Source organism: Thalassospira sp. HF15 (genome assembly GCF_011806525.1).
Classification (GTDB): Bacteria; Pseudomonadota; Alphaproteobacteria; order Rhodospirillales; family Thalassospiraceae; genus Thalassospira.
Map to the genome: position 1 here is coordinate 228,206 of NZ_JAAVKI010000001.1, position 23,668 is coordinate 251,873.

General features: G+C 54.6%; 23 protein-coding genes. 16 read left to right on the forward strand and 7 right to left on the reverse strand.

Features of this window, described 5'->3' with window-relative positions:
- Nucleotides 1-163: 163 nt before the first annotated feature.
- The 7 genes from HED22_RS01060 to HED22_RS01090 all read left to right on the forward strand — a co-directional run bounded on the left by HED22_RS01060 (nt 164) and on the right by HED22_RS01090 (nt 8,095).
- Entirely contained in the window at nt 164-517 is a 354-nt protein-coding gene (locus tag HED22_RS01060) for a septum formation initiator family protein (protein ID WP_167717983.1), read from the forward strand.
- Between the two features lie 557 nt (nt 518-1,074).
- Nucleotides 1,075-2,085, forward strand: a complete 1,011-nt coding sequence (gene pdhA, locus HED22_RS01065; RefSeq protein ID WP_167717985.1) for a pyruvate dehydrogenase (acetyl-transferring) E1 component subunit alpha — start codon at nt 1,075-1,077, stop codon at nt 2,083-2,085.
- Nucleotides 2,086-2,138: 53 nt separating this feature from the next.
- The gene (locus tag HED22_RS01070; protein ID WP_167717987.1) at nt 2,139-3,581 is read left to right on the forward strand and encodes a pyruvate dehydrogenase complex E1 component subunit beta; all 1,443 of its coding nucleotides are present in this window, start codon (nt 2,139-2,141) and stop codon (nt 3,579-3,581) included.
- A gap of 64 nt (nt 3,582-3,645) precedes the next feature.
- Nucleotides 3,646-4,968: a pyruvate dehydrogenase complex dihydrolipoamide acetyltransferase gene (locus HED22_RS01075; protein ID WP_167717989.1), complete on the forward strand. Its 1,323-nt coding sequence runs from the start codon at nt 3,646-3,648 to the stop codon at nt 4,966-4,968.
- 96 nt (nt 4,969-5,064) lie between these two features.
- Nucleotides 5,065-6,462 carry a dihydrolipoyl dehydrogenase gene (gene lpdA, locus HED22_RS01080; RefSeq protein WP_167717991.1) on the forward strand — a complete coding sequence of 466 codons (1,398 nt, stop codon included), beginning with the start codon at nt 5,065-5,067 and terminating at the stop codon, nt 6,460-6,462.
- Nucleotides 6,463-6,587: 125 nt separating this feature from the next.
- On the forward strand, nt 6,588-7,586 hold the full coding sequence (lipA, locus tag HED22_RS01085; RefSeq protein ID WP_167717993.1) for a lipoyl synthase: 999 nt from the start codon (nt 6,588-6,590) through the stop codon (nt 7,584-7,586).
- 44 nt (nt 7,587-7,630) lie between these two features.
- The gene (locus HED22_RS01090; RefSeq protein WP_167717995.1) at nt 7,631-8,095 is read left to right on the forward strand and encodes a type II toxin-antitoxin system RatA family toxin; all 465 of its coding nucleotides are present in this window, start codon (nt 7,631-7,633) and stop codon (nt 8,093-8,095) included.
- Nucleotides 8,096-8,105: 10 nt separating this feature from the next.
- Here HED22_RS01090 and HED22_RS01095 read toward each other — a convergent pair whose 3' ends face one another.
- Both HED22_RS01095 and HED22_RS01100 read right to left on the reverse strand, forming a co-directional pair.
- Nucleotides 8,106-8,600, reverse strand: a complete 495-nt coding sequence (locus HED22_RS01095) for a CinA family protein (RefSeq protein WP_167717997.1) — start codon at nt 8,598-8,600, stop codon at nt 8,106-8,108.
- An 8-nt stretch (nt 8,601-8,608) separates the two neighbouring features.
- Entirely contained in the window at nt 8,609-9,091 is a 483-nt protein-coding gene (locus HED22_RS01100; protein ID WP_167717999.1) for a phosphatidylglycerophosphatase A, read from the reverse strand.
- Nucleotides 9,092-9,310: 219 nt separating this feature from the next.
- Between HED22_RS01100 and HED22_RS01105 the strand changes: the two genes are divergently transcribed.
- Nucleotides 9,311-10,636, forward strand: a complete 1,326-nt coding sequence (locus HED22_RS01105; protein ID WP_167718001.1) for a M23 family metallopeptidase — start codon at nt 9,311-9,313, stop codon at nt 10,634-10,636.
- Nucleotides 10,596-11,051, forward strand: a complete 456-nt coding sequence (locus tag HED22_RS01110; protein ID WP_167718002.1) for a polymer-forming cytoskeletal protein — start codon at nt 10,596-10,598, stop codon at nt 11,049-11,051. Before HED22_RS01105 ends, HED22_RS01110 begins: the two co-directional genes overlap by 41 nt.
- A gap of 127 nt (nt 11,052-11,178) precedes the next feature.
- On the opposite strand, the gene HED22_RS01115 is transcribed toward HED22_RS01110, so the two are convergent.
- Complete coding sequence (locus HED22_RS01115; protein ID WP_167718004.1) at nt 11,179-11,877, reverse strand: haloacid dehalogenase type II; 699 nt, start codon at nt 11,875-11,877, stop codon at nt 11,179-11,181.
- Nucleotides 11,878-11,955: 78 nt separating this feature from the next.
- Complete coding sequence (locus HED22_RS01120) at nt 11,956-13,992, reverse strand: lytic transglycosylase domain-containing protein (RefSeq protein ID WP_167718006.1); 2,037 nt, start codon at nt 13,990-13,992, stop codon at nt 11,956-11,958.
- 208 nt (nt 13,993-14,200) lie between these two features.
- Here HED22_RS01120 and dapA point away from each other — a divergent pair, with 208 nt between their 5' ends.
- The 4 genes from dapA (at nt 14,201) to HED22_RS01140 (ending at nt 16,916) form a co-directional block, all read left to right on the forward strand.
- The gene (gene dapA, locus HED22_RS01125; protein ID WP_167718008.1) at nt 14,201-15,082 is read left to right on the forward strand and encodes a 4-hydroxy-tetrahydrodipicolinate synthase; all 882 of its coding nucleotides are present in this window, start codon (nt 14,201-14,203) and stop codon (nt 15,080-15,082) included.
- 17 nt (nt 15,083-15,099) lie between these two features.
- Nucleotides 15,100-15,576 (forward strand): SsrA-binding protein SmpB, encoded by a 477-nt coding sequence (gene smpB, locus HED22_RS01130; protein ID WP_167718010.1) that lies wholly within the window; start codon nt 15,100-15,102, stop codon nt 15,574-15,576.
- 124 nt (nt 15,577-15,700) lie between these two features.
- Nucleotides 15,701-16,360, forward strand: a complete 660-nt coding sequence (locus tag HED22_RS01135) for a sulfite oxidase-like oxidoreductase (protein WP_167718013.1) — start codon at nt 15,701-15,703, stop codon at nt 16,358-16,360.
- Between the two features lie 64 nt (nt 16,361-16,424).
- Nucleotides 16,425-16,916 carry a glutathione peroxidase gene (locus HED22_RS01140; protein WP_167718015.1) on the forward strand — a complete coding sequence of 164 codons (492 nt, stop codon included), beginning with the start codon at nt 16,425-16,427 and terminating at the stop codon, nt 16,914-16,916.
- A 30-nt stretch (nt 16,917-16,946) separates the two neighbouring features.
- Here the strand turns inward: HED22_RS01140 and recQ are convergent, their stop codons facing one another.
- The 3 genes from recQ to HED22_RS01155 all read right to left on the reverse strand — a co-directional run bounded on the left by recQ (nt 16,947) and on the right by HED22_RS01155 (nt 20,134).
- Entirely contained in the window at nt 16,947-18,779 is a 1,833-nt protein-coding gene (gene recQ, locus HED22_RS01145; protein WP_167718017.1) for a DNA helicase RecQ, read from the reverse strand.
- Between the two features lie 20 nt (nt 18,780-18,799).
- Nucleotides 18,800-19,441, reverse strand: coding sequence for a uracil-DNA glycosylase (locus tag HED22_RS01150; RefSeq protein ID WP_167718019.1), 642 nt, complete (start codon nt 19,439-19,441; stop codon nt 18,800-18,802).
- A gap of 84 nt (nt 19,442-19,525) precedes the next feature.
- The gene (locus tag HED22_RS01155; RefSeq protein ID WP_167718022.1) at nt 19,526-20,134 is read right to left on the reverse strand and encodes an NYN domain-containing protein; all 609 of its coding nucleotides are present in this window, start codon (nt 20,132-20,134) and stop codon (nt 19,526-19,528) included.
- Nucleotides 20,135-20,364: 230 nt separating this feature from the next.
- On the opposite strand from HED22_RS01155, the gene folK reads away from it, so the two are divergent.
- From folK to HED22_RS01170, 3 genes are all read left to right on the forward strand, one after another.
- The gene (gene folK / locus HED22_RS01160) at nt 20,365-20,883 is read left to right on the forward strand and encodes a 2-amino-4-hydroxy-6-hydroxymethyldihydropteridine diphosphokinase (RefSeq protein WP_167718024.1); all 519 of its coding nucleotides are present in this window, start codon (nt 20,365-20,367) and stop codon (nt 20,881-20,883) included.
- Between the two features lie 110 nt (nt 20,884-20,993).
- On the forward strand, nt 20,994-21,326 hold the full coding sequence (rpoZ, locus tag HED22_RS01165; RefSeq protein ID WP_167718026.1) for a DNA-directed RNA polymerase subunit omega: 333 nt from the start codon (nt 20,994-20,996) through the stop codon (nt 21,324-21,326).
- A 142-nt stretch (nt 21,327-21,468) separates the two neighbouring features.
- A complete protein-coding gene (locus HED22_RS01170) occupies nt 21,469-23,613 on the forward strand; it encodes a bifunctional (p)ppGpp synthetase/guanosine-3',5'-bis(diphosphate) 3'-pyrophosphohydrolase (protein ID WP_167718028.1) in 2,145 nt (714 codons plus the stop codon).
- The last annotated feature ends 55 nt before the right edge of the window (nt 23,614-23,668 follow it).

Here is a 23,668-nt window from a genome sequence, read left to right on the forward strand (position 1 = left end):
GGGTTATGCGCAAGGTGACGGGTAATGTTGCCGGGGTTTTCGCCGCGTTTGATGGTAAGTCACTGTCAGACATGGGAAATAACGCACGCAGTTTTTCTGTTGTGAACCCGGAATGGTCTGTTTCGTCGCCAAAACGCACCGATGTGCAAGGGGCATAGGGTACATGTCGTCCAACTCGCCGGTTTTTCGTCGCCTGAAACAGGCCGTCGCACCGGTCATTGCCTTTACCGTCATGGCATATTTCATCTTCCACAGCTTGGAAGGGGAGCGCGGTCTGCTGACCTATTGGTCGATGCAGGACCGGGTGAGCGAGATTGCCCGCGTACTTGAAGAGACGACCGATCAGCGCAAATCGCTTGAGCAGCATGTGATTTCATTGCGTGCGACGCATCTTGATCCCGACCTGCTTGATGAGCGCGCGCGTGCGATGCTCAATACCGCCCACCCGGATGATGTGATCATTTTCCATCACGATGGCTACAGCGACGTCGCAACCGCAGCTGTCGCTGCCAAGTGATCTTCTAATCGGCCATCCTTCCGGCTCCAATGAGGTCAAAGAATCCGGTTTTGCCGGAATGATGATTTCAAAGCAAAAACACCTGCTTTCGCGGCCGCTCAAACACCCCTTGGCAGAAATTAACGGTTGTGAATTGCGTTCAGCAATGATCGCAAGCGGATAAGTTGTTGTTTAAACTGAGTTATGGTTTAGACAGCATTTTTGCCGGGTCGGGTAGAGGTCTTTGATATTCCATGCATTCTTGCGGTTGTTTTCCATTGTGCGCTGCTATGCGAAATTATCCTCAAGAAAGCATAGCATTTGTGACACAGGGGAATGAACGAGTTTTAAGGCATTGCCCCAAGTTGCTGAAAACTCTGCATCTCTGCAAAAACACGTAAACTCAAAGATTAACCGAAATGCAGTTTATTTGTGATTGTGCGTTGCAAAACAACAGTTTAAACGCATTGAGATTGCTTGCCCTTGAGGTTTGTTTTCGGTAGTCATTTCGGTGGTCCAGTACCGAATTAAGCGCTCATACATGATGCTTAAGCGATAGCCATCCACCGGGAGGAAACATGGCGACCACAAAACGCAAACGCGGCACTACGCGCGCCGATAACCAGGCGAGCAGTGACGATCTCCTCAAGTATTACCGTGAAATGCTGCTGATCCGACGCTTTGAAGAAAAAGCCGGGCAGCTGTATGGCATGGGTCTCATCGGTGGTTTCTGCCACCTTTATATCGGGCAGGAAGCCGTCGTTGTCGGCATGCAGGCTGCTGCATCGGACGAAGACGGTGTTATCACCAGCTATCGTGATCACGGCCACATGCTTGCGACAGGCATGGATCCGGCCGGTGTCATGGCCGAACTGACGGGTCGCGAAGGCGGTTATTCCCGCGGTAAAGGCGGCTCGATGCACATGTTCTCCAAGGAAAAGAATTTCTATGGTGGTCATGGCATCGTCGGTGCACAGGTTCCGCTCGGAACCGGCATTGCCTTTAGCTACAAATACCGTGAAGAAAACAAGGTCTGCATGACCTATCTGGGTGACGGTGCTGTCAACCAGGGCCAGGTCTATGAAGCCTTCAACATGGCAGCCCTTTGGGAACTGCCGGTAATTTACTGCATCGAGAACAACCAGTATGCGATGGGCACCTCGACCCAGCGTCACTCGTCCAGCCCGGACCTGTATGAACGCGGTAAGGCCTATGGCATTCCTGGCGAGCAGGTTGATGGCATGGATGTTCTGGCGGTTAAAGCTGCTGGTGAACGTGCCGTGGAACATTGCCGTGCAGACAAGGGGCCTTACATCCTTGAGCTGAAGACCTATCGCTATCGCGGGCATTCCATGTCCGACCCGGCGAAATACCGTACCAAGGACGAGCTCGACAAGATGCGTAAAGAGCACGATCCGATTGATATGGTCAAAAAGCTTCTTATCGACGGCAACATCGTGGATGAAGCCGGTCTTAAAGACATCGACAAGGAAGTTAAGGCCGAAGTCGCAAAAGCGGCCGAGTTCGCGCAAAACAGCCCGGAACCAGATGTTTCCGAACTGTTTACCGACATTCTGATCGACGCGTGATCGCATAATCTGCGAACCGCTTTTGAACGATATTTCCCGGGAGAGAGGGAACAATGCCGATTGAAGTTTTGATGCCGGCCCTGTCGCCGACCATGACCGAAGGCACACTTGCCAAATGGAACGTCAAGGAAGGCGACACTGTCGCTTCCGGCGACGTGATCGCAGAAATCGAAACCGACAAGGCCACGATGGAAGTCGAGGCCGTTGACGAGGGTACCATTGGTAAGCTCGTCATTGATGCCGGTACCGAGAATGTCGCGGTCAACCAGGTGATCGCCTATATCCTCGAAGAAGACGAAGACGCGTCCGCACTTGATAACGTGTCTGCATCGTCCGAACCCAAGAAAGATGCCGCACCGGCCAAAGAAGAAGATGATTCTTCGGAAGATGCCCCGGCGGCTTCGTCGTCGAATGCTGCACCGGTTTCAGCCAGTGGTGCGATTGAGCGTTCCGAAGCTGAGCCGCGCGCGATGAGCGTGATGAACAGCACACAGGACGAAAAGTCCTATTCCAGCTTCAAGACCCAGACCGTGCGTGAAGCCCTGCGTGATGCAATGGCCGAAGAAATGCGTACCGACGAAAAGGTCTTCGTCATGGGTGAAGAAGTTGCGCAGTATCAGGGTGCCTACAAGGTTACCCAGGGTCTTTTGGATGAATTCGGTGACAAGCGCGTGATCGATACCCCGATCACCGAGCATGGCTTCACCGGTCTTGCGACTGGCTCTGCCTTTATGGGCCTGAAGCCGGTTCTGGAATTCATGACTTTCAACTTCGCAATGCAGGCGATTGACCAGATCATCAACTCTGCTGCGAAGACGCTGTACATGTCCGGTGGCCAGCTTGGTTGCCCGATCGTGTTCCGTGGCCCGAACGGTGCCGCATCGCGCGTTGGTGCCCAGCACTCGCAGTGCTATGCATCCTGGTATGCACATTGCCCGGGCCTGAAAGTTGTCGCACCTTGGTCAGCAGCAGATGCGAAAGGCCTGCTTAAGGCTGCGATCCGCGATCCGAACCCGATTGTCTTCCTTGAAAACGAAATCATGTACGGTCAGAGCTTCGAAGTGCCTGACGACGAAGATTTCGTCCTGCCGATTGGTCAGGCCAAGATCGAACGCGAAGGGACCGATGTCACCATCGTTGCTTTCTCGATCATGGTTGGCAAGGCGCTTAAGGCTGCCGAACAGCTGGCAGAGCAGGGCATCTCGGCAGAGGTCATCAACCTGCGCACCATCCGTCCGCTGGATGTGAACACCATTGTGCGTTCGGTCATGAAGACCAACCGTCTGGTGACTGTCGAGGAAGGCTGGCACTTCTCGGGTATTGGTGCGGAAATCGCATCCGTTGCGATGGAACATGCATTTGATTACCTCGATGCACCGGTTGCCCGCGTAACCGGCGAAGACGTTCCGATGCCGTATGCTGCCAACCTGGAGGCGCTTGCGCTTCCGCAGGACAGCCACATCGTCGCCGCGGCCAAGGCCGTTTGCTATCGCTAAGTAAGACGGACAGGGGCAGGGCGCGGGTCAAACCGCGCCGCCCCGTTACCGGGAGAATGCGTTCATGCCTGTAAAAGTATTGATGCCGGCCTTGTCGCCGACCATGACCGAAGGCACCTTGGCGAAATGGCACGTCAAGGAAGGCGACACCGTTGAGTCGGGTGACGTCATTGCCGAAATCGAAACCGACAAAGCCACGATGGAAGTCGAAGCCGTCGACGAAGGCAAAATCGGTAAAATCCTTGTTTCTGAAGGCAGCGAAAACGTTGCGGTGAACGAAGTCATCGCATTGCTTTTGGAAGAAGACGAAGACGAAAGTGCGCTTGAAGGTGCTGATACGTCTGCGGCCAGCACTGCTGGTGGCGGCGATAGCGCCCCGGCAAACGATGAAAAAGAACCAGCTGCTGACAAACCGGCGGCTTCGGGGGGCGACAAGCCTGCACCGGCCGCACCGGTTTCCGGTGGCGAGCGGATCAAGGCAAGCCCGCTTGCGCGTCGTATTGCTGCCAACGAAGGTGTCGAGCTTTCCGGTGTTTCCGGTTCTGGCCCGCGCGGTCGTATCGTCAAGCGTGACGTGGAAGCAGCCCTTTCGTCCAAACCGGCTGAAAAAGCGGCAGCGTCCGAGGACAAGAAATCGGCAGATGCACCAGCATCGGCTGCACCGGCCGCATCTGGCTGGAACCCGGATCTTACCGGTTTGCCGGAATACGAAGAAATTCCAAACAGCGGCATGCGCAAAACCATCGCGCGTCGCCTGACCGAATCCAAACAGCAGGTTCCGCATTTCTACCTGACGGTGGATTGCGAACTCGACAATCTGTTGTCCACCCGCAAGCAGCTGAATGAAAAAGCTGGTGAGGGTGTCAAGATTTCGGTCAATGACTTCATCATCCGTGCGGTTTCGCTGGCACTGAAAAAGGTTCCGGCGGCGAACTCCATCTGGACCGACAAAGCGACCCTGCAGTGCAAGCAGCAGGACATTTCGGTGGCGGTTGCCATCGAAGGTGGTCTGATCACGCCGGTGGTCCGTGATGCCGGTTCCAAAGGTCTTGCTGAAATCTCTGGCGAGATGAAAGCACTGGCCGGTAAGGCACGTGATGGCAAACTGATGCCGGAAGACTATCAGGGTGGGACATTCTCGGTGTCGAACCTTGGTATGTTTGGCATCAAGGACTTCTCGGCGATTATCAACCCGCCGCAGGGCTGCATCCTGGCTGTTGGTGCGGGTGAGCAGCGCCCGGTCGTCAAGGATGGTGCGCTGGCAATCGCCACTGTCATGACCTGCACCCTTTCTGTTGACCATCGTGCAGTCGATGGCGCAGTCGGCGCAGAGTTCATGGCCGAATTCAAAAAGCTTATTGAAGATCCGCTGAGCATGTTGCTCTGAGGGGTCCAAAGTTGCGCGGGGACTTTAATAAGTCCCCGCAAGCATTTGAATTTAAAGACCTGTAACCATTAATGGGCAGGCAAAGGAGATCCTACGATGGCGGATAGCAATTTCGACGTAATCGTGATTGGTGCTGGCCCGGGTGGTTATGTAACCGCAATCCGTGCGGCCCAGCTTGGCCTGAAAACGGCCGTGGTCGAGCGTGAACATGTTGGCGGCATTTGCCTGAACTGGGGTTGTATCCCGACCAAGGCGCTGCTGCGTTCGGCAGAAGTTTACCGCAACATGCATCATGCAAAGGACTATGGCCTTTCGTGCGAAAAGCCGTCCTTTGATCTGGATGCAGTGATCCAGCGTTCGCGCGGTGTTTCCAAACAGCTTGCCGGTGGTGTTGGCCATTTGCTGAAAAAGAACAAGGTGACCGTGATCAACGGTGAAGCCAAGTTCGACGGCCCGAAAAAGATCGTGGTCGAAGGCAAGGACAAAGGCACCTATACCGCCAAGAACTATATCATTGCGACTGGTGCGCGTGCCCGCGCACTGCCGGGTCTTGAAGCCGATGGCAAGGTGGTCTGGGAATATAAAAAGGCGATGACGCCTGACAAAATGCCCAAAAGCCTTGTGGTTGTTGGTTCTGGTGCCATCGGGATCGAGTTTGCCAGCTTCTATCACACCATGGGTGCTGATGTGACTGTGGTTGAAATCATGCCGCAGATCATGCCGGTCGAAGACAAGGAAGTTGCCGGTCTGGCCCAGAAGATGTTGACCAAGGACGGGATGAAGATCCTGACCGAAGCCAAGGTTTCCAATCTCAAGCGCAATGCCGATAATGTTGTTGTCACGGTGGAAACCAAGGACGGCAAGAAGCAGGAATTGACCGTCGATCGCGTGATTTCAGCCGTGGGTGTGATCGGTAATACCGAGGGGCTTGGTCTTGAAACAACCAAGGTCAAGGTTGAACGCAACGTAATTGACACCGATGAATTTTCCGCAACGGCGGAACCTGGCATTTACGCCATTGGTGACGTTGCCGGTCCGCCGATGCTGGCCCATAAGGCGGAACATGAGGGCGTCGTCTGCATCGAAAAAATTGCCGGTGTCAAAGACGTTCATCCGATTGACCCGCGTAAGATCCCGGGCTGCACCTATTGCCATCCGCAGGTCGCAAGTGTCGGCCTGACCGAAGCCAAGGCCAAAGAGGCCGGTTATGAGGTCAAGGTTGGCAAGTTCCCGTTCATCGGCAATGGCAAGGCCGTTGCCCTTGGCGAGGCCGAAGGGCTTGTGAAAACCGTGTTTGATGCCAAGACCGGTGAGTTGCTTGGCGCACACATGGTGGGTGCCGAAGTGACCGAGCTGATTCAGGGCTTTGTGGTTGCGATGGGTCTTGAAACGACCGAGGAAGACCTGATGCATACGGTCTTCCCGCATCCGACCCTTTCGGAAATGATGCATGAGTCGGTCCTTGACGCCTATGGCCGTGCGATCCACTTCTAGGGTCTGAGATACTGTGTCGTACCGGGCAAGCATGCCCGGTATGATCACTTTTGACGAATGTCGGTTTGACAAATGCGCGGCGTGGCGGCAAATTGCCGCCCGTCCAATCCTTCGGAGGTCACTCTATGTCGACGGCGCCCAACGAACAGAAAGCAGTTCGTCACCCGGAAAAACAGAAACGGCCAGATCGCCCGTCGGGGCGCAAACCGTCCTGGATCAGGGTCAAGGCTCCGACCTCCAAGGGGTATCAGGAGACCCGCGAACTTGCGCGGGGTCTGAACCTTCATACCGTGTGTGAAGAAGCCGCATGCCCGAATATCGGCGAATGCTGGCAGAAAAAACACGCATCCTTCATGATCATGGGTGATACCTGCACGCGTGCTTGTTCGTTCTGTAACGTCAAAACCGGTATGCCAAACGCGCTTGATCCGTTTGAGCCGGAAAACCTGGCGATGGCTGTTGCCGACATGCAGCTTAAGCATGTTGTGATCACCTCGGTTGACCGTGACGATCTGGCCGATGGCGGGGCTGCGCATTTTGCCCGTGTTATCGAGGCTATCCGGAACAAGTCACCGGAAACCACGATTGAAATCCTGACCCCGGATTTCCGTGACAAGCCGGGTGCAGTTGAAATCGTTGCCAAGGCCCGTCCGGACGTGTTCAACCACAACCTTGAAACGGTTCCGCGGCTTTATACCAACATCCGCCCCGGTGCGCGTTACTACCAGTCGCTGCGCATTCTTGATCGCGTCAAACAGATTGACCCGACGATCTTTACCAAATCCGGCCTGATGGTTGGTCTGGGCGAAGAACGCAAGGAACTGGCGCAGGTGATGGATGACCTGCGGGTTGCCGATGTCGACTTCCTGACGATTGGCCAGTACCTGCAGCCGACGCTTAAGCACGAGCCGGTGCACAAGTTTGTGACACCCGATGAATTCGACGAATATGCATCGATGGCACGCGGCAAGGGCTTTTTGATGGTATCGGCGACGCCGCTGACGCGGTCAAGCTATCACGCGGACCGCGATTTCGAACAGCTGCGTGAAGCCCGCGAGAAGAAGCTGGCTGCTGCCGAGAATGCCAATGGCAACGCGGCAAATGCGGTTACCGCCGCACAGTAACAATCAGATCAAACCAACCACGCGAAGATCAGGGGAGATATCGAGTGCCGACGCATGCTGAGCGCAGGAAACTGCCCTATACGCCGGAACAGCTCTTTGATCTTGTCGCGGATATCGATTCCTACTCGGAATTTCTGCCGTGGTGTGTGGCATCGCGCGTGCGCAAGCGCGAGGGCGATGTCCTGAAAGCCGATCTGGTGATCGGGTTTAAGATGTTTCGCGAGAAATACACATCGAAAGTCACCCTGCAGCGCCCGGACCGGGTCGATGTCGAATATCTGCAGGGGCCGTTCAAGTACCTCAACAATCACTGGGTGTTTGAAGAGGATGAAGACGGCGGCACGTCGCTTGATTTCTTTGTCGATTTCGAGTTTCGGTCAGCACTTTTACAGAAAATGATCGGCGTTGTGTTTAACGAAGCCGTCAAGATGATGGTGGGGGCGTTTGAAACGCGTGCACGCGAAGTGTATGGTGAACCGACTTTGCCCGCATCCGATCAGCGGGCCTAGGTTCTAGCTTCTAGCGATCCAGCATTTCTTCGATCAGAGCAAAGGCCTTAAGGATGGTTGCCTTGCGCACAGCATGGCGATCACCGGGAAAGACGACATGTGTCGTGACGGTTTCCCGTCCCTTGGCGGCACAGCCAAAATGAACCAGTCCGACCGGTTTCGTGGCAGTGCCACCACCCGGACCGGCAATGCCGGTGACTGAAACGGCGATGGTTGCATTTGGCGCACGATCAAGCGCGCCTTCACACATCGCACGCGCGACCGGTTCTGAGACCGCGCCAAATTCGGCCAAAAGGTCGTTGCCAACGCCAATCAGGCTGTGTTTGGCCTCGTTCGAATAGGTGACAAACCCGCAATCAACCACCGATGAACTGCCATCAACACCGGTCAAGGTGCCGGTGATCAGGCCGCCAGTGCAGGATTCCGCCGTTGCGATCATCTCGCCTTTGGTCTTGCATCGTGTGATCAGTGCGCTCGCGGCATCCAGAAGATCCTGGTCATTCATGATCTCGATCATCCCACAGTCAGGTAAACGAGGATTGCCAGTGCGATCATGGCAAAGACACCGGCCAGCACATCATCAAACATGATGCCAAAGCCGCCACCCACGCGCCGGTCGACCCAGCGTATCGGCCAAGGTTTGATGACATCAAATATCCGGAATGCGATGAATGCCACCAAAAGCCAGACAACATCCATCCAGACACCGCCAAGCGGCACGACCAGCAGACACATCCACTGACCGACCACTTCGTCAATGACGATCTCGCCCGCGTCGTGGATGCCGAGCATATGGCTATACAAATGTGCCACCCAGATGCCGATGGCAAAGATTGCGATGCTGGCAAAGATAAGGGCGCTGTTGCCGCCATAGGTCCAGATCAGCCAGCCAAAGGGCAGGGCGGCAAATGATCCGGCCGTGCCGGGGGCCTTTGGGCTTTTACCGCTGTAAAACCAGGTAGCAGCAGCGGTGATCAGAAAACGGGAAAACGCCATTCGCAGCAAACGCATATGATGTGAAAGATTGTGATAGGTAACACAGCATAGGGGCTTGAGGTGAAAATTTTGCGATTAAGGATGTGTTAACGGGCTTGCTTGAAGGCCGAGTTAAAGGTAGCGTAAAGAAAAGACAAAAGTCTCAGGCGGGGTCATAGAAACTCTGCATATCCGGGCAACCGGGCGTGCATACGAGCAATTAGGGGTTAGACACTGAATATGTCGGCGTTTGAACGCATTCGTCGGTTGGTGGATAAATGGTTTCCGGATCGGCAGTTACTTGTCCGGTCGAATGATTCCGTTTACCAGCTTCGGCTTGGAAAATACGCGCAGCTCACGTTGGCCTCTTTCGGGGCGGCAGCTATTACCTGGACGGTCGGCGTTACAGGATATAGCTGGTATCTTGATCAGCGCCTTGCAATGCGTGAAGAGCAGCTTTTCAGAAGCGAGCTTTCCTATAACCGCCTGATTGCCCGCGTGACTGAAAGCCAACGCCGTTTTGGCGAGATTACCGCCCAGATGGAAGATACCCATCGCAATCTGTTGTCGATGGCTGAAAAGAACCTGCAGCTTCAGGCGCGGGTCCAGGATTACACCTCCAAACTTGCGTCCAGCGAGAAGGAGAAAGTCCGGATTTCAGCTCTTCGCACGTCGATGGATAACCAGATGAATGCGCTGCAGGGGCAGATTGACGGCATTACCAATCGCAATCTGGCACTGCGCGATGAGTTGGAAACTGTTGAAACCGTGATGTCGCGGGTCATGCGCGAGCGTGATCAGGCCTTGCAGCGATCCAAAAAGCTTCAGGGCGAGCTAAGCGATGCGCGCCAGCGGATTGCGGATTTGCATTCGATCCAGCAGCAGGCGATGCAACGTGTGGCCCAGACGGCGGATACCACCATTCTTGAACTTGAGAATGTTCTGGAAATGACGGGTCTTCAGCCGGAAACGTTTGTTCTGCCGCCAATGAAGCCGCAGCAGCCCGGTGTTGGTGGTCCGTTCGTGGCGTTTGAGCCCGAACATCCGCAGGACGAAGAATTTGTGAATACGGCAGTGGCATTGAATGATCGTATGGATCACCTTGCCAATCTGCATGACAGGATAAAGAAGACGCCAATCGGGGAACCGGCGGCGAAATACTATCTATCGAGCTCTTTCGGCAAGCGAAAAGACCCGATCAATGGTCGCTGGGCTTTTCATTCCGGCGTCGATCTTGCCGGGCCGATCAAGACCCCAATTTTGGCAACTGCACCGGGCAAGGTGGTGCATGCCGGATGGAGTGGCAAATACGGGAAGATGGTCGAACTTGATCATGGGAACGGCGTTCGAACCCGCTATGGCCACCTATACAAGGTCCTCGTAAAGAAGGGCGATGACGTGCAGTACCAGGATCACATCGCCCTGATGGGCAGCACGGGCCGCAGTACCGGTAGTCACGTGCATTATGAAGTTCTGGTCAATAATAAGCCGGTCAATCCTGTAAAATTTATTGAGGCGGGACGTTATGTTTTCAAAAGCGAGCAAGAAGACACAAACAACGACTAAAAGCAGCGGCAACTCGAGTGCCGAGAAAAAGGGTGGCCTTTCGGTCATCAACGCAGATCTCCGTGTTACCGGTGATTTGATTTCGGAATCCGATGTTCAGGTGGATGGTTCGGTCAATGGCGATATTCGCACCCGAACGCTTACCATCGGCCAGAATGGCGAAGTGCGCGGCGAAATCGTTGCCGAGAAAATCCGCATTTGCGGTACTGTTGTCGGTCAGGTCCGGGCGAAAGATGTTTCCCTTTCGGAAACCGCACGCATGATCGGTGACATTCTTCATGAAAGCCTGTCAATCGAACCGGGCGCCCATATCGAAGGCCATTGCCGCCGCATCGAAAGTGCGGAAGAAGGCGGTCTGACGGTTATTCAGGCGGGCCAGGTGGTTGCGGCCAACGTGAAGAAAGAAAACAAATAATCGCTTAAGTGATTTGTTGTTGTTTCGGGATGGCGGGTCCGGCCGTTTCTGAAACTGCTGGCAGAAATAGAAAAGGCAGGTTCCGTGTTTCGGACCTGCCTTTTTCTTTTGTGCGTTTTGAGTCGTATCAGGCCTTTTGGGGCTCACCGACCAGCGGCAACAATTCATCAAGGCCGTTCAGAACCACATCTGCAGTGTGCGACAGACGTTCGGCCGGATTATGTGCCCGGTTGATCCAGGCGGTGCGAAAACCGAAATGCCCGGCACCGGCAATGTCCCAGCCATTTGACGACTGGAAGGAAATCTCGGCCGGTTCGACTTCAAGCTTGTCGACAGCCAGCTGATAGACATCGGGATGCGGCTTGTAGGTTTTGAGATCATCAACACAAATGATCTGATCAAACAGCGATAGAATGCCGGATGTCTTGGCAGCCGAGATCAGCATGTGCTTGGCACCATTGGACAGGATGGCAAGCTTGTGCCCCTTATCCTTAAGGGTTTTAAGCGTTTCGACGACTTCCGGGAAGGTATCGAGCGACAGATAGGTTTCCATCAGCTTGGCGCGCAGGATCGGGTCTTTTTTGCCAATCTGATCAAGTGCGTAATCAAGTGCATCACCGGTAACAGTCCAGAAATCGGCAAAGTCGCCCATCAGGCTGCGCAGCCAGGTATATTCCAGCTGTTTCTGACGCCACAGTGCGGATAGCCGGTCGGCCTCGTCACCGACGCTGTCGCGCAATTTGGCGACGGCTGATCCAACGTCAAACAGGGTGCCATAGGCATCGAAGACAAAAGCACGGCAGGAAGACAGTGCGTTATCGGACATGTTGCTGACCTCTTCTGACAAGCAGTATTGATCAAAGATGGGTGGTTGGCTCAGGACGCGCAAACAAAGAATTGGTCCTTATTCTGCGTCGCTCACTGTATCGCTTTGGCCCATGGCGATCTCGTCACGGGCGAAACGCCGACGATAGACGTAGGTTCCTTCCATTACGCGCTGAACGTAATTTCGGGTCTCGCTATAGGGGATCATTTCGATCCAGTCGACCAGATCGACTTCCGGATCACGCGGATCACCATATTCATTGATCCATTGGCGAACACGGGTTGGCCCGGCATTGTAGCTGGCAATTGTCAGGACTTCCTGACCATCCCAGCGATCAAGCAAACGGCGCAAATAGGCGCGACCGACTGCAATGTTAAAGGACGGGTCGCCAGTCAAACGGTCGGTGTCGTAATCGAGTTTGAGCGACTGTGCCATGCGCTTGGCCGTGGCGGGCATCAACTGCATCAACCCGCGCGCACCGGCAGAGGAAATCGCATGCGGATTAAACAGACTTTCCTGACGCATGATGGCATGCACCAGTGCCGGGTCCGGGGCGCGACCAAGCGGAACGTGTTCATGGATCGGGTAGGCGGCATCAAGATAGCCGCTTCCGGTCCGAATGCTGCGCTTGGCGGCAATGATACCAAGGTCGGCACGGCCATATTCGCGTGCCAGATCGGTCGCCATGGCAAGATATTCCGGTTCATCATGTTCATAAACCAGCGCCATGATGAACGGCCGGATGATATTGCCAAGGCCCATTTCGCCAAGTTTGCGGATAACCTGGGTGAGTTCCTGTGCCTCGAACGCGGCGCGCTGTTCGGCTGTCGGGACCGGTTGTTCGACCGAATAGGATGGCTTGCTGCCAAGTTTGTCGATGGCAAGCTGACCATAGAAGGTATGGGCATGCTCGGAGGCAATCCTGTACCATTCCTTGGCGCGTTTTTCATCGCCAAGGGCCTCGTTGGCGCGACCGGCCCAATAGGAGCCGCGTGCAAGGCTGATCGGGTATTGCACGACATCATAAAGGTTCTGGAAATGGGTCAGCGCAATGTCGGCATCACCCAGAAATTCCAGCGCGATCCAGCCTGCATACCATTCGGCTTCGGCGATATCGCCGGGATCAACCTGCCCGTGATTGGCGACCAGGCGATAGGCATCGGTAATATGGCCCTTTTGCAGGGCACGGCGCGCAAGAATGGCCTTTTCCAGCCACCAGTACTGCGGACGGATCGAGATATAGGCGAGATCGTTGGCCTGTGACAGCAACAGATCGCGGGCATCCTGATCACGGTCCTTTTTGCGGCGCCAGCGTACGCGTTCATAAATCAGCCCCGGATCATCGCGGTATTTTTCCGGCACGCGGTTAATCGCACCGTCAACACCACCGCGCATGGCGCGCAGGGCCGCGCGGGCTTCTGCCAGGCGGCGATAATCGTCGCTGACATGTTTCATCATGCGCGCAGCCGTTGTCAGGCGACCTTCCCACAGCAGGCGATCAAGGCGCTGTTCGTGGGTTTCCTGATCAATATATTCGCCGTAGCGATCCAAGAAGCGGCGTTCCTGTCCACGGCCGAAATTCTCGTTAATCCAGCTGTGACGCACCAATGCAATGGCCGCCGATTCCTGTCCTGCGCCCAACAATGCCTTGATCTGGCGGGTTGCGCCATCTGCCGTCACCGGCGCAGAGCGTTTGAACCATGCCAGAATTTCTTCATCGGGCACGGCATCGGTCATGGCTTCTTCGGCGCGTTGACGCAACAGCGCCTGGCTGGGCCATTTCGGGTGAGCATCAATAAAAGTGGTGATTTCCTCGAAACTGTGCCCGGAATTGGGTGCGGTCAGCATCATCCACTCGGCTGCCTTTTGCAGCAGGGGATCATCAAAATTGGTCAGGAGCTGCTTGAAGGTGTCTGTCTTGCCATCCTCGACAGCATCGAGAAAGGCGTTCAGACGTGCGCGGCTGACAGCAGAATAAAGTGGTGAGGGCGGCTGGGTTTGAAGAACGCTGTCTTCATTCGTCGCTGCCTGCACCTGATAACTACCTGGTATCAGTACCGATAAGCCCAGTGCCAATGCGCAGATCGAAATCTTGCGGAAAGACGCTTGCGCCATGTGATGTTCCCCTTGTGCCTTGCGGCAACGAATGCTCTCTTGAGCCGCGCATTATGGCAGCGAAATCGACAAAAGCCAAACAGTCCTGACGGGAAATTTCAGAGCCAATCCTCCATCGTTCGGATTATTGTATACAGTGCTTGCGGGAAACCCCAACAGCGGCTATTTTCGCGACCGCTTTCAATACATCCCGAATTTGGAGATCTCTATGTTTAAGGGTTCAATCACAGCTTTGATCACACCATTCACGCAAGATGGTGCGATTGATGAAAAGGCGTTCCAGTCTTTTGTGGATTGGCAACTTAAACAGGGCACGACTGGTGTTGTGCCAGTCGGAACCACCGGTGAATCGCCGACCCTAAGCCATGCCGAGCACCATCGCGTTGTCGAACTGGCACTTGAAGTTGCCAAGGGTCGTGGTCCGGTGATCGCCGGAACGGGGTCAAACTCGACCGCGGAAGCGGTTTCGCTGACCCGTCATGCGCAGAATGCCGGTGCGGATGCCGCGCTTGTTGTTACCCCATATTATAACAAGCCGACCCAGAAAGGTCTGTATGCGCATTACAAGGCAGTTCACGACGCAACCGACATCCCGATTGTAATTTACAACATACCGGGCCGTTCGATCGTGGATATGAGCGTCGATACCATGGCGGAACTGGCGAAATTGCCGCGTATTGTCGGGGTTAAAGATGCCACCAGCGATCTGGAACGGCCGGCGCTGACACGTCTGGCGTCGGGGGCGGATTTCTGCCAGCTTTCTGGCGAGGATGGCACGATTGTTCCGTTCCTGGCACAAGGTGGGCATGGCTGCATTTCTGTGACCTCGAACATCGCACCGAAATTGTGTGCTGATCTGCATGCGGCATGGGCGGCAGGGAACATTTCGAAAGTTCAGGAGTTGAACTATCGATTGATGCCGGTTCACAAGGCGATGTTCTGTGAAGCAAGCCCGGGACCGGTAAAATACGCCGCCGAGCTTCTTGGCCTGTGTGACAGCCAGATGCGTCTGCCGATGGTCGAGATTGCCGAAGAATCCAAACGCAAGGTCGAAGCCGCGCTGAAGAACGCTGGTATTCTCGGCCATTAAGCGATAACAAGCGTCTTATGGCACCCAAAAAAGAAACAAGTAACAACAAGATTGTCGCGCAAAACAGGCGGGCCCGCTTTGACTATTTCCTGACGGAAACGTTCGAAGCCGGCATCGCCTTGCGCGGTACAGAAGTCAAATCGCTGCGCGATGGCAAGGGTAATATTCAGGAATCCTACGCCGAAGCGAAGAACGGCGAAGTGTGGCTGATCAACGCTTATATCCCTGAATATCAAAGTAAAATGCCGTTCGGCCACGAAGAGCGTCGACCGCGCAAGCTGCTGTTGCACAAACGCGAAATCACCAAGATGCACGATGCCCTGAACAAGAAGGGTTTCACCCTTGTTCCGGTCAAACTGTATTTCAATGAGCGCGGTATTGCGAAACTTGAACTCGCCATTGCCGAGGGCAAGAAAAAGGCCGACAAGCGCGAAGCAGTTAAAGAGCGCGATTGGCAGCGCGACAAGGCGCGTCTAATGCGCGACTTTGGCTGATTACGATATCCGTCGCGGCTAAGTGACTTGCCGAGAGCATGTGAAGAAAGATTAAATGGCGCTGACATGGTGAACATGTTGGCGCCATTTTTCGTATGGATACTCAGTAACGAGGGAATACCCGGTGACAGAAAGCTTTTCAGGCAAGATCAAAGACAAGCTGATTGCGGCCAAGCGTAAATGGGCCGAAGACGGGCGTTTGATCACGGGCGCGCCGGACACTGCGCGCGAAAATCGCCTGCCGCCGGGGCAGCGCCTTGTGACGGATTGGCCGGTTCTGGACCTTGGTATCACACCGCATGTTTCGCCTGAGGACTATCAGCTTGAAATTAACGGGCAGGTCAGAAAACCGGTGACGCTGAGTTTTGCCGAGTTGCTTGATTTGCCGCATGTGACGGCGAAGAACGACATACATTGTGTAACCAGCTGGTCGCGGTACGACAACCACTGGCAGGGCGTGCTGGCCACGACACTGGCAGAGATGGTTGGGCCATTGCCTGCAGCGCGCCACGTTCTGTTCACTGGCCATGATGGTTACACGACCAACGTGCGGATCGAACAGTTTCTCGATGATGATGTGCTTTTGGCCCACCATTGGGAAGGTGAGCCCCTTGGTGAAGAGCATGGCGGGCCGTTGCGGGTTGTGATCCCCAAGCTTTATTTCTGGAAAAGCGCCAAATGGGTTCGAAAGATCACTTTTGCCCGCGATGATAAGCCGGGCTTCTGGGAAGAGCGTGGATATCACAACAATGCCGACCCATGGACGGAGGAGCGCTATGAATAGGTGGCAATTCGTTGTATTCTCTATCTTTACGATTGTTTTTGCGAGTTTGTCCTGGAGGGAGACAATGGCATCGGATGATGCGCCATCGGCATATGATTTTTCTTTCCCGGCGATTGATGCCGGTGAAATCCATTTGTCAGAGTATAATGACAAGGTCGTTTTACTGGTGAATACCGCATCGATGTGCGGGTTTACGCCGCAATATACCGGCCTTCAGAAATTGTGGGAAGATTACCGCGACGAGGGGCTTGTGGTGCTTGGCGTGCCATCGGCCGATTTTGGCGGTCAGGAATATAGCGAGGATGCCGACATCCTTGATTTCTGCGAAGTCAATTTTGATGTCGACTTCCCGATGACTTCAAAAACCACGGTCAAGGGCCCGGATGCGCACCCATTCTATAAATGGGCGGAGCAGGAACTGGGGGCTGAAAATGCCCCGCAATGGAATTTCCATAAGTATCTGATTGGCCGTGATGGCAAGCTTGTTCAAAGCTTTGACAGCCGCACCAAGCCGGAAGACGAGGAAATTGTCAGCGCCATTCGCGCAAGCCTGTAGGGCCGATAAGTGATCTGACGTGGCGGCGGGTTACCGCCGTCCGTCCATGACATCCAAGAATGCCAATCCGTATTGATCGAGCTTCTTGACGCCAACCCCGTTGATCGATGCCATGTCTTCGAGCGTGCGCGGTTTGAAGCGGACCATTTCCCATAGGGTGCGATCACTGAAAATCACATAGGGCGGGACGTTCTGGCTGGTGGCCAGTTCACGACGCAGGGTGCGCAAACGTTCCCAAAGGTCGCGGTCTTCCTCGTTTTCAAATTCGGTATCGAAATCGCGCAGACGTTTGGTCATAGCCCGTTTGCTTTCGCCCGGGTCCTTGCGCATTTCGACGACTTTTTCACCGCGCAGAACCGGTCTCGATTCCTCGGTCAGGTAAACCCCGCCATGGCCTTCGACATCAACTTGCAGGTATCCCATGGCAAGAAGCTGTCGGAAAACCGACCGCCATTGGGGCTGTGCGATGTCCTTGCCAATCGCATAGACCGAAAGCTTGTCATGGCCGTTTTGGCGGATTTTTTCGGTCTTGCGGCCCATCAGGACTTCGATGACATGCGCCGGGCCAAAGCGCTGGCCGGTGCGATACACCGCTGAGAGTGCCTTGCGCGATGCCTGTGTCGCATCCCAGGTTTCGACCGGCTCAAGACAGGTATCGCAATTGCCGCACGGTTGATGCTGGTCTTCGCCAAAATAGGACAGGATGACCTGACGACGGCATTTGGTGGTTTCAGCCAGACCGACCAGTGCATCAAGCTTGCGCGATTCAATACGTTTCTGGGCTTCGGGTGCGTCTGATCCCAAGACCATGGAGCGGATGGAGACAATGTCAGAAAGGTCGTAATTCATCCACGCGTTGGCAGGCAGCCCGTCACGCCCGGCACGGCCGGTTTCCTGATAATAGGCCTCCATGCTTTTGGGCAGATTGAGATGGGCGACAAACCGGACATTGGGCTTGTCGATCCCCATGCCAAAGGCGACGGTTGCGCAGATAATCAGGCCATCTTCACGCAGGAACCGGTCTTGATGAAGTTGGCGCGTTTCCTGTGTCAGCCCGGCGTGATAGGGAAGGGCCGGACGGCCGTTTTCCGAAAGCCACTGTGCGACATCTTCGGTTTTGCGTCGCGACAGACAATAGACAATGCCAGCGTCTTCCGCATGTTCGCGGTTTAAGAACGACAGCAGGCGTTGCTTGGCATTGCCCTTGGTTTCAATGCGATAGGTGATGTTCGGGCGGTCAAAACCGGTGATAAAGCACTGTGCATCTGTCAGATGCAGATTTTCGGCAATGTCCTTGCGGGTCGGGGTGTCCGCCGTCGCGGTAAGCGCGATGCGCGGCACATGGGCAAAACGGGTCGGCAGCAGATCGAGGCGACGATATTCCGGGCGGAAATCATGCCCCCATTGCGACACGCAGTGGGCTTCATCAATCGCAAACAGGGAAATGCTGATCCGGTCAAGCAAGTTCAAGAACCGGTCCGAAGCAAAACGTTCCGGCGCGACGTAAAGAAGGTCAATATCGCCATCGACGGCACGCGTTTCGATCTCGCGCGCGGCATCGGGGGCAAGAGTTGAATTGATGAAAGCGGCCTTCACACCAAGCTGGTTAAGCGCATCGACCTGATCTTTCATCAGCGCGATCAGCGGTGATACAACCACGGCCGTGCCCGGACGGCAAAGGGCGGGGACCTGATAGCAAAGTGACTTGCCGCCCCCGGTGGGCATCAGGACGAGCGCGTCGTTGCCAGCGATCACATGATCAATGATTTCAGCCTGTTGGCCACGAAAGCTGTCGTAACCGAACACCTCACGCAGCACGTCAATCGGCAGACGTTGGGCGGGTCGGTCGAGCAGGTCGTTCATTGGCGATGTATCAGGCAAAATTAACCGTCCAGATGTGCGCGGATGTCGGCAAAGACGTTTTCAAACATCTCTGGCGTCAGGCGATAGGTCTGGGTGTTGTAGCGCGAACAGTGATAGCTATCAAACAATGTGATGCCATTTTCCATTTTATGGGACGCGCCATGGCCAAATTTCAGCGATGACAGCTTAAGCCCAAAGGTGCGCAACATCGCCTGATGGGCCACTTGACCGAGGCACAGGATGGCAGACAGGTTCTTCATCGCGTCAAATTCACTGATCAGGAACGGTCGGCAGGTATTGGCCTCTGGCCCGGTGGGCTTGTTTTCGGGCGGCACGCACTTCACTGCATTGGTAATGCGGCAATCAAGCAGCTCCAGACCATCATCGGGGCGTTTATCGTAGGTGCCCTTGGCAAAGCCGAATTTTTTGAGCGTGTCATAAAGAAGGTCGCCTGCGTAATCGCCGGTAAAGGGACGACCAGTCGCATTCGCCCCCTTAAGCCCCGGTGCCAGACCGACAATCAGCAACCGTGCATTGATCGGGCCAAAGGGCCGCACTGGTCCATTATAAAAGTCTGGAAACTTTTCCTGATTTTTACGCCGGAATTCAACAAGGCGCGGGCAAAGCTGACAATCTATATCGGGTTGCTGATAGGCGGTCATGGCATGTCTGACTTTTTGCCGGTCACACTGCGCGCAGTGGCCGGTGGTGATCAGGGCAGGGTGATGGGCAGGGCAGTATGTCGATTAATCGTAATCGAATTCTTCGAGATCCGGATGTTCCGGATGATCGTCGATATCGGGATGATCATCGTCGCGGCGTTGTTGAATCTTGCGGGCAATCGTGCCTTCAAGCTCCGTCAATTCAATGAAGTTGTCAGCCTGGCGGCGCAATTCGTCTGCGACCATCGGCGGATTGGATTTGACGGTGGATACCACTGTGACACGAACGCCTTTGCGCTGGATGGCATCAACCAAACGCCGGAAGTCTCCATCGCCCGAGAAAATAACAACATGATCAAGGTGTTGCGCCATTTCCATGACGTCAATTGCCAACTCGATATCCATGTTGCCTTTGATTTTACGGCGACCGGTCGCGTCGGTGAATTCCTTGGTCGGTTTGGTGACCATGGTATAGCCGTTGTAATCAAGCCAATCGACCAGCGGGCGGATGGGGGAATATTCCTGATCCTCGATCAGGGCGGTGTAATAGAAGGCCCGGATCAGCTGACCTTTTTGGGAAAAAAGCTCCAAAAGGCGCTTGTAATCAATGTCGAAGCCAAGGGCGCGCGCGGCGGCGTAAAGGTTCGAGCCGTCAATGAACAACCCGATGCGTTCCTGCGGGTAAAAAATCATCGTTAAATTCCTCAAACATCAAATTTAATTATGCAGTTCCAAAAAATACGGAACTTTCAAATACAGACCTTCAATCTTTACCGTGGCCCGAGGGACAAAGAAAGGCGAAAATATCGTGGACAGGGGATCATGGCTCCCTTAGATATGCCGTCTTTCCGAAGTTGTTTCGCCGCCCTGACACCGAATTGAAGGTCTTCTTTGTGCGCAAATCCTTACCGTCAGACACCAGCATGATCGCGGATGACGCTATCCTGATTGCCTTTGGCGCCAATTTGCCTACCGAAGAATATGGTGCGCCTGCTCAGACTTTGAAAGCCGCCCTGCGTCGGTTGGCTCAAAATGGCGATATTTCGATTGATCTGGTGTCATCGTTTTATGAAACCGCACCGGTGCCGATTTCGGATCAGCCTTGGTATGTGAATGGCGTTGCGCGCATTTCCACCGATCTGTCGGCGCATGATCTTTTAGAAAGATTGCATGAAGTTGAGGCCGAGTTTGGCCGCGTGCGCCGTGAACGCAATGCCGCACGCGTGATTGATCTTGATCTGATTGCCTATGGTCGGGACCTGGTGCGTGAAGAGGGCGGTATTCAGGTGCCCCATCCGCGGATGGCCGAACGTGCCTTTGTCTTGTTGCCGCTGCGTGACGTGGTTGCGAACTGGGTGCATCCGGTTCTGAAGCGCGATATCGAAGATCTGATTTCCGATCTGCCGGCCGATCAGCAGATTCGCAAACAGGCGGAAAGCTGAAAAAAGCATACGAAAACCTGATCGAAAGAGTGGTTTCGCTGTTGCAACACAGGTGATCCGGCGCTATAAAGCTCGGTCTGGACACCCCAAAAGTATTTCTGGAGACATTTATGGCGCGCGTTACCGTCGAAGATTGCGTTGACAAGATTCCGAACCGCTTTGAGCTTGTAATGCTTGCAGCTCAGCGTGCACGCAACATCTCGGCCGGTGCAGAACTGACCATTGATCGTGACAACGACAAAAACCCGGTTGTTGCGCTGCGTGAAATCGCCGAAGTAAAGGTTGATTTTGACGATCTGCGCAATGGCATGGTTCAGGGTCTGCAGCGGCATGTTGAAACCGACGAGCCGGAAGAAGCCGAAGACGATTTCGGTCCGAAACTGGTTGCCGAAGCTGTTGAAGACGCATCCGTTGGCGTTGTTGCTCCGTCGGAAGAAGAATAAGGTCAGATTGGTTTTGATCTGAACCTTTCCAAAAGAAGAGCCACGGTGTTTATCTTCCGTGGCTTTTTTTTGTCCAGATCGTACTATCTTATTTAGGGGAGCGGACTATATCCCCTTGGTAAAATTGCGGAGACGCCCCTGAATGATGCGCCAATACGAACTTGTTGAACGGGTTAAGGCATATGACCCCGATGCGTGTGAAACCACGCTGAACCGGGCCTATGTCTATGCAACCCAGAAACATGGTTCGCAAAAACGTGCATCCGGTGACCCGTATTTTTCCCATCCGATCGAAGTCGCAGGCATCCTGACGAACTACAAGCTTGATTGCGACACGATCATCACAGCCCTTCTGCACGACACCATCGAAGATACCGATGCGACCCCCGAAGAGATCACCAAGCTTTTCGGGCCCAACATCATGAAGCTGGTCGATGGTGTGACCAAGCTGACCCAGATTGAGCTGAAATCAGCCGATTCCAAGCAGGCGGAGAACTTCCGCAAGTTGCTTTTGGCGATGTCCGAAGATATCCGCGTTCTTCTGGTCAAACTGGCCGACCGCCTGCATAACATGCGGACCCTGCATTACATTTCCAAACCGGAAAAACGGGTGCGGATTGCGGCCGAAACGCTTGAGATTTATGCGCCGCTTGCCGAACGCATCGGTATGCATGACATCAAGGAAGAGCTCGAAGATCTTGCCTTCCAGCATATCAACCCGGAAGCCCGGGATTCTATCCTTGCCCGCCTCGAATTCCTGAGGGAGAAGGACGACAATGTCGTTAGCCGGATTGTTTCGGAGCTTCAGGATGTCGTTTCCCGGCAGGGGCTGAAGGTCGATATCTATGGACGTGAAAAGCGGCCATATTCGATCTGGCAGAAGATGCAGCGCAAGAACATCACCTTTGGTGAGCTGTCTGACATCATGGCATTTCGCGTTCTCGTCGCTGAAATGCCGGAATGTTATGAAGTGCTTGGCTATCTGCACGCCAATTACAAAGTCGTTCCGGGGCGGTTCAAGGATTATATCTCGACCCCCAAACCCAACGGATACCGTTCGATCCATACCACCGTGCTGGGACCGGAAAACCACCGGATCGAGATCCAGATCCGGACCCGACAGATGCACGAGGTCAACGAGAACGGTGTGGCCGCGCACTGGGCCTATAAGCAGGAAGAACCAACCGGCCCGCAGACAGAAGGCGTTCAGTATCGCTGGTTGCGTGATCTTCTTGATATTCTTGAGCACGCGTCCGAGCCGGAAGAATTTCTGGAACACACCAAGCTTGCGATGTTCCAGGATCAGGTGTTCTGCTTTAGTCCGAAGGGCGATGTCATCGCGCTTCCGGCGCGTGCGACACCGGTTGATTTCGCCTATATGATCCATACCCACATTGGCGATACCTGTGTCGGCGCCAAAGTCAACGGTGCGATGGTACCGCTACGCACCGTTTTGAATAACGGTGATCAGGTCGAAATTGTAACCTCCAAGGCGCAAACACCGAATCCGACCTGGGAACGTTTTGTGGTTACCGGCAAGGCGCGCGCACGTATCCGTCGCTTTATCCGCCAGCAGCAGGAAGACCAGTACAAGGATCTTGGCAAGGCGATCTTGCAAAAGGCGTTCCGTCAGGAAGGCTATGACTATTCCGACAAGGCGCTTGAAGGGGTTCTTAAAATCTTCAAGCAGCCCTCTGTCGAGGCGCTTCTGACGCTTGTCGGGGCTGGGCATCATACCGGGCGTGAAGTTGTTCATGCCGTCTTCCCGGGCACCAAGGACAAGGAAACAGCGCGCAAGGTCGTGCCGCTTGATAAGGTGCGCGCACGCAAACATGACCACGCGATCCCGATCAAGGGCCTTATTCCGGGCATGGCCGTGCATTATGCCGGATGTTGTCATCCGCTGCCGGGCGACCGAATTGTCGGGATTGTTACAACCGGCAAGGGTGTGACAATCCATACGATTGACTGCGATACGCTGGAAACCTTTACCGAGCAGCCCGAACGCTGGCTTGATGTTGGCTGGGATAACGAGGGCGAGCCGGAACACTTCATCGGCCGTCTGGGCCTTACGGTCGGTCATGAGCAAGGGGCGCTGAGTTCGATCACCAGTGTGATTGCCAAGAACCATGGCAACATTACCAATCTGCGCTTTACCAATCGCACGACCGACTTCTTTGAAATGTTGATTGATATTGATGTGGTCGACGTCAAACATCTGACCAATATCATTGCCGCCCTGCGTGCGACGCCGGTGGTGAATGCCGTGGAGCGCGCGCGCGGGTGAGGGGGATCTGTAAACACCTTCACCTTTTAGGCGAATTTGGCGCAAAATCCTTGCC

Coding starts and splice junctions, on each gene's coding strand:
- HED22_RS01105 (WP_167718001.1), top strand. CDS start 9,311: ATGTCGGCGTTTGAACGCATTCGTCGGTTGGTGGATAAATGGTTTCCG.
- HED22_RS01140 (WP_167718015.1), top strand. CDS start 16,425: ATGGCATCGGATGATGCGCCATCGGCATATGATTTTTCTTTCCCGGCG.
- HED22_RS01170 (WP_167718028.1), top strand. CDS start 21,469: ATGATGCGCCAATACGAACTTGTTGAACGGGTTAAGGCATATGACCCC.
- HED22_RS01155 (WP_167718022.1), bottom strand. CDS start 20,134: ATGATTTTTTACCCGCAGGAACGCATCGGGTTGTTCATTGACGGCTCG.
- HED22_RS01070 (WP_167717987.1), top strand. CDS start 2,139: ATGCCGATTGAAGTTTTGATGCCGGCCCTGTCGCCGACCATGACCGAA.
- lipA (WP_167717993.1), top strand. CDS start 6,588: ATGTCGACGGCGCCCAACGAACAGAAAGCAGTTCGTCACCCGGAAAAA.
- lpdA (WP_167717991.1), top strand. CDS start 5,065: ATGGCGGATAGCAATTTCGACGTAATCGTGATTGGTGCTGGCCCGGGT.
- HED22_RS01095 (WP_167717997.1), bottom strand. CDS start 8,600: ATGAATGACCAGGATCTTCTGGATGCCGCGAGCGCACTGATCACACGA.
- HED22_RS01075 (WP_167717989.1), top strand. CDS start 3,646: ATGCCTGTAAAAGTATTGATGCCGGCCTTGTCGCCGACCATGACCGAA.
- rpoZ (WP_167718026.1), top strand. CDS start 20,994: ATGGCGCGCGTTACCGTCGAAGATTGCGTTGACAAGATTCCGAACCGC.
- HED22_RS01115 (WP_167718004.1), bottom strand. CDS start 11,877: ATGTCCGATAACGCACTGTCTTCCTGCCGTGCTTTTGTCTTCGATGCC.
- smpB (WP_167718010.1), top strand. CDS start 15,100: ATGGCACCCAAAAAAGAAACAAGTAACAACAAGATTGTCGCGCAAAAC.
- HED22_RS01150 (WP_167718019.1), bottom strand. CDS start 19,441: ATGACCGCCTATCAGCAACCCGATATAGATTGTCAGCTTTGCCCGCGC.
- folK (WP_167718024.1), top strand. CDS start 20,365: ATGATCGCGGATGACGCTATCCTGATTGCCTTTGGCGCCAATTTGCCT.
- dapA (WP_167718008.1), top strand. CDS start 14,201: ATGTTTAAGGGTTCAATCACAGCTTTGATCACACCATTCACGCAAGAT.
- HED22_RS01110 (WP_167718002.1), top strand. CDS start 10,596: ATGTTTTCAAAAGCGAGCAAGAAGACACAAACAACGACTAAAAGCAGC.
- pdhA (WP_167717985.1), top strand. CDS start 1,075: ATGGCGACCACAAAACGCAAACGCGGCACTACGCGCGCCGATAACCAG.
- HED22_RS01120 (WP_167718006.1), bottom strand. CDS start 13,992: ATGGCGCAAGCGTCTTTCCGCAAGATTTCGATCTGCGCATTGGCACTG.
- HED22_RS01100 (WP_167717999.1), bottom strand. CDS start 9,091: ATGGCGTTTTCCCGTTTTCTGATCACCGCTGCTGCTACCTGGTTTTAC.
- HED22_RS01060 (WP_167717983.1), top strand. CDS start 164: ATGTCGTCCAACTCGCCGGTTTTTCGTCGCCTGAAACAGGCCGTCGCA.
- recQ (WP_167718017.1), bottom strand. CDS start 18,779: ATGAACGACCTGCTCGACCGACCCGCCCAACGTCTGCCGATTGACGTG.